Genomic DNA, 4,576 nt, shown 5'->3' with positions numbered 1-4,576 from the left:
AGTATATATCCATGACGAGTTGGAGGAATGCGGCGAGTCCGTTAGCCAGTCACGCGATGCCAAACAAATGGTTCGATGAACAAGGTTTAGTAAATCTTGAAGAAGTGAAAACGGGGTATGTGTTCAGCGTACATGCTGAATGGACGTTTACATGAGCCGTATACGAGGTCCGTACGTACGGTTCTGTGAGAGGGATGAGGCGGTAACGCCTCACCCTACTCGATGTGTCTGATGGTTTCGTTATTGGTCTGTGACGTGTTTTTTGTGTTTTGGTAACCACAAAGACACTAGGGTGGTGGTGATGAGAAAAGCAAATGACACCCAGAGGCAAGCGGAGAATCCCCATACTTGGAAGACCCAGCCAGATAATACGGTGCCGATTAAGCGTCCCATGGCGTTGGCCATGTAATAGAAGCCCACATCAAGTGATACGCCATCGTCTTTGGCATAGCTTACGATCAAGTAAGAGTGCAAAGAAGAGTTAACCGCAAACACAGCGCCAAATACCATTAAGCCGATAATAATCACCACTTCAGGGTGCCATGCATTTTGAATGGCGTAAGCGATTAAGCCAGTTACAACGGCTAAGGCTAATGCCCACCATAAGGCGGCGGCGCCGTCAGGTGCTGGGCCAGAGGTTAATCTTGTGATTTTAGGTGCAATAATTTGCACTAGGCCATAAGCAATCACCCATAGGGCAAGAAAGCCACCCACCGCACTGTGGTCCCAATCAAACACCGAACCTAGATAAATCGGTAAGGCGACCACGAACCAAACATCCCGAGCGCCGAACAAAAACATACGCGCAGCAGAGAGAATGTTAACGCTGCCTGATTTAGAGAAAATCTCTGAGAATTTGGGTTTGGTCTTTGCTTTACCCAAATCTGCTTTTAAGCCAATTAAGCTGCCGATAAAGACAAATATCAGCACGATTGCCATGGCCGCCACAGAATACTGGAAGCCTATTAAAGAGAGTAGAGCGCCACCTAAGAAAAAGCCTGCACCTTTTAGTGTGTTCTTGGAGCCAGTAAGGATCGCAATCCATTTGTACAAAGCGCCTTGGGCATCGGCGGGTACTAGGGTTTTGATCGAGCTTTTTGCACTCATTTTATTAAGGTCTTTGGCGATACCGGATAACGCTTGTGCGCCCATCACCCAAGGAATAGAAAGCCATGACGCCGGTAGTGCGAGCATCAGCAAGGCCACAATTTGCATGGCTAAGCCCACATTCATGGTGCGGTTTAAGCCGAGGCGTGCGCCGATCCAGCCACCGACTAGATTGGTGACAACACCGAAAAATTCGTAGAACAGAAACAGTAATGCGATTTCCAGCGTGGAATAGCCCAAGTCATAAAAGTACAAAATAACCAGCATGCGCAATGCGCCGTCGGTTACTGTGAAGTTCCAATAATTAAACGTGACCAGCATATACTGGCGAACGTTCTGGTTAAGCTGAGAAAACATAGCCGCTCTCTTTAAGAGAAGAGCTACCTAAGTAGCTCTTTTATGTTGGTTACTGATTTGCGAATTGCTGTATGTATTGCACTTGCACTTGTTTGGTAAACGCCCCTGGCCTTAACGCTTGCACCTCGCTAATTATTTGCTCTAAGGGCCACTCTCTTTCTAATAGAAGGTGGGCGGCTAATAGACCGGTTCGACCAGATCCGCCCATGCAGTGCAGGGCGATCTTTTGTCCTTTCTTAATCGTTTGATGAAGCTCCGGTGAGGCCTGCTGCCATTTCGCGATAAAATCAGCACCTGGCGCGCAGTCGTCTTCAATTGGCAGATGAAACCACTTTAGGCCAGCTTGCTCTACTTCTTCAGGAAGCGAAGCAACACCACGATCCTGCATTTCTTCTAGACTAAGAGCAGTAACAATCGCCATTACGCCTTGTTTTTTAAGTTCGGCAATACTGTCACTTAAGGATGCGTCTTTAGTGCCAGGGCAGGGCGTAAGAACTAGCCCTGCTTCTGTATCCGGTAATGGCAACTCCCAAGTTGGGTGCGTCATTATAAATACTCCTTAAGCCAAACCGACTTTTTTCACTAGATCGGCTGTGCGTGTTGCATAGCCCATTTCGTTATCGTACCAAGCGTAAATTTTCACCATACGAGGTCCAACCAGCATAGTGGATTGTGCGTCAACAATAGTGGAGCGTTGGTCACCTTTATAGTCGATGGATACCAGCGGGCGATCTTCAAAACCAAGAATGCCTTTTAGTTCACCTTCAGAAGCTTCTTTTAATAGCGCATTCACTTCTTCTACTGTGGTGTCGCGTTTCACATCAAAAACAATGTCTGTCAGAGAAGCATTGGCTAATGGTACGCGTACTGCGTGGCCGTTTATCTTGCCTGCTAGATCCGGGAAGATTTCGATGATTGCAGTAGCTGAACCTGTAGTAGTTGGGATCAAGCTCATGCCACAAGCACGAGCACGACGTAGGTCTTTATGAGGTGCATCCAAAATGGTTTGCGTGTTGGTTAGATCATGAATCGTCGTAAAGGACGATTGTTCAATGCCAAGTTTCTCATGGATCACTTTTACAACGGGGGCAATGCAGTTTGTTGTGCAAGACGCTGCGGTGACGATAGGGTGCAGTTCAGGATCAAAAATATCATCGTTGACGCCCATTACGATATTAGCCACACCAGCTTCTTTAACCGGCGCCGATACCACAACTCGTTTTACGCCTTGCGCAAGGTACTTATTAAGGACCTCTGTTTTCTTGTGCTTACCTGTGGCTTCAATGACGACATCACAGCCAGACCAATCAACGGCATCGATGTCTTTTTCTTGGGTTGTGCGAATGCTGTGGCCAGCAATGACGATATTAGAACCGTTTGTGGTGACGGCATGATTCCAACGACCCTGAACAGAATCAAACTCAAGCAGGTGCGCGAGTGTAGTGGTATCTCCAGCTACATCGTTAATTTGTACGAATTCAATTTCTGGCCAATCAAAAGATGCTCTAAGTGCCAAACGACCAATGCGGCCAAAGCCGTTAATTCCTACTTTAATAGACATATTATGTTCCTCTAAAGGTATTCTGTTTGATAGGGATGTACTTTAAGTTACAGCCTGATATCCAACAGATTATTTGTTTGAGACTGATGAGTGTCCCCGTCTATGACTCTTTGCCCATTAAACGTGACCGAAGAGTGAACGAGCTCCATAAAAGGCAGTGTGAATTGCTCATCAATCATTATATATGGTTTTCCATATATAATGATTGATGATGGTGATGGTGTCAACCTACTCTGGTGATCTTGTGTCGAGAAAGCAGGGTTAATAGAGGCTTTTATGTATGTGCTATTTCTGCTTTCTTTTAAGAACAAGTAGTTGGTTCTGCAAGCTTGTTCGCATCCATAAGGAAAGCTGAGGTAAGAATGTGTACACTCTTGCCGCCTTACTGTGTGATTGCAGTGTGGCGTATGATCAAAAGTGGCATTAATAACTAAGGTGAAAGCAATGGATTTCCCAACTGAGCTATTAGAAGGGCGTTTGATAAAGCGCTATAAGCGTTTTTTGGCGGATATAGAGCTATTAAATGGTGATGTGATTACAGCGCATTGCCCTAATACCGGTTCAATGAAGCGTTGCCAGCAAGACAATGCCAAAGTGTGGGTATCAAAAAGTAATAATCCGAAACGAAAACTAGCTTATACCTGGGAATTGGTTGAAGTAGACGAGCAGCATCTTGCCTGCATAAATACCGGATACCCTAATAAGTTAGTAGGGGAGGCCATTGCCAATGGCGTTGTGTCTGAACTGGCCGGTTACAGCGAGCAAAAAGCCGAAGTGAAATACGGTGAGAAGAGTCGAATCGATTGGCTGCTAACAGGAGCGGATGGAGGCAAATGCTATGTGGAAGTGAAAAACGTCACGCTATTAGAAGAAGACGGGCTAGGCTATTTCCCCGATGCAGTGACAGAGCGTGGTAGAAAACACCTTTATGAGTTGGCAAACATGGTAGAAGAGGGGCATAGAGCGGTGATGTTCTTTTGTGTGAGTCATACTGGTATTGATTCAGTTACCCCAGCAACACATATAGACCCAAAATACGCACAAGCTTTTGTCGAAGTTATGGCAAAAGGGGTAGAAGTTCTCGCTTATCAAGTTTCAATCGACCCGCAAGGTATGTTGGTGACGCATTCTGTTCCCGTAGCGATGCCTGAATTTCCCTAGTGGTAAAGGGAATGGTGTAGGTTTTTGGTTGTTTTATAAACAAAAAGCCTCTTTTTTGTTGGTTAATTGAACGATTTTGAACTTCTTTTAAATTAATTGCGATAAATGTCAGTTTTTCTCAGAAAAAGGTTGCACTAAATCTGTAGATCCTTAATATACGCCCTCGCTGACACGGACAACGCTTCACAACAACGAAGACGATGTCTAGCTTACTAAGTAAGCCAACAAGTCAGTACGCTCTTTAAAATAGATAATCAGATAATTTGTGTGGGCGCTCGCTGGAGTCTTCAGAAGATCATCGCAGTTCGGTTTTACCGGAATGTAGTTGATCAAAAAAATTGAAGACTTACGAGAGTCAAACACGTCAATTCGCTTTATGTTGATTGTTCT

The 4,576-nt window shown here is 45.2% G+C and carries 5 protein-coding genes; 1 reads left to right on the top strand and 4 read right to left on the bottom strand.

What is annotated here, in order from left to right; all coding sequences use genetic code 11:
- Positions 1-240: 240 nt before the first annotated feature.
- Genes arsJ through DFP81_RS17960 form a run of 3 tightly spaced genes read right to left on the bottom strand, consistent with a single transcriptional unit; the run spans position 241 to position 3,025 of the window.
- Entirely contained in the window at positions 241-1,464 is a 1,224-nt protein-coding gene (gene arsJ / locus DFP81_RS17970; RefSeq protein ID WP_115899260.1) for an organoarsenical effux MFS transporter ArsJ, read from the bottom strand.
- A gap of 49 nt (positions 1,465-1,513) precedes the next feature.
- Positions 1,514-2,011, bottom strand: a complete 498-nt coding sequence (locus DFP81_RS17965; protein WP_115899259.1) for a cyclin-dependent kinase inhibitor 3 family protein — start codon at positions 2,009-2,011, stop codon at positions 1,514-1,516.
- A 12-nt stretch (positions 2,012-2,023) separates the two neighbouring features.
- On the bottom strand, positions 2,024-3,025 hold the full coding sequence (locus DFP81_RS17960; protein WP_115899258.1) for an ArsJ-associated glyceraldehyde-3-phosphate dehydrogenase: 1,002 nt from the start codon (positions 3,023-3,025) through the stop codon (positions 2,024-2,026).
- A 444-nt stretch (positions 3,026-3,469) separates the two neighbouring features.
- Here DFP81_RS17960 and sfsA point away from each other — a divergent pair, with 444 nt between their 5' ends.
- Complete coding sequence (gene sfsA / locus DFP81_RS17955) at positions 3,470-4,186, top strand: DNA/RNA nuclease SfsA (RefSeq protein ID WP_115899257.1); 717 nt, start codon at positions 3,470-3,472, stop codon at positions 4,184-4,186.
- 204 nt (positions 4,187-4,390) lie between these two features.
- Here sfsA and DFP81_RS18405 read toward each other — a convergent pair.
- Positions 4,391-4,576 (bottom strand): hypothetical protein (locus DFP81_RS18405; protein WP_220343045.1); only part of this gene is annotated, 186 nt, incomplete at its 5' end.

Source organism: Marinomonas pollencensis (assembly GCF_003387375.1).
Classification (GTDB): domain Bacteria; phylum Pseudomonadota; class Gammaproteobacteria; order Pseudomonadales; family Marinomonadaceae; genus Marinomonas; species Marinomonas pollencensis.
This window is presented reverse-complemented; position numbering and strand designations above follow the sequence as displayed.

Coding starts and splice junctions, on each gene's coding strand:
- arsJ (WP_115899260.1), bottom strand. CDS start 1,464: ATGTTTTCTCAGCTTAACCAGAACGTTCGCCAGTATATGCTGGTCACG.
- DFP81_RS17965 (WP_115899259.1), bottom strand. CDS start 2,011: ATGACGCACCCAACTTGGGAGTTGCCATTACCGGATACAGAAGCAGGG.
- DFP81_RS17960 (WP_115899258.1), bottom strand. CDS start 3,025: ATGTCTATTAAAGTAGGAATTAACGGCTTTGGCCGCATTGGTCGTTTG.
- sfsA (WP_115899257.1), top strand. CDS start 3,470: ATGGATTTCCCAACTGAGCTATTAGAAGGGCGTTTGATAAAGCGCTAT.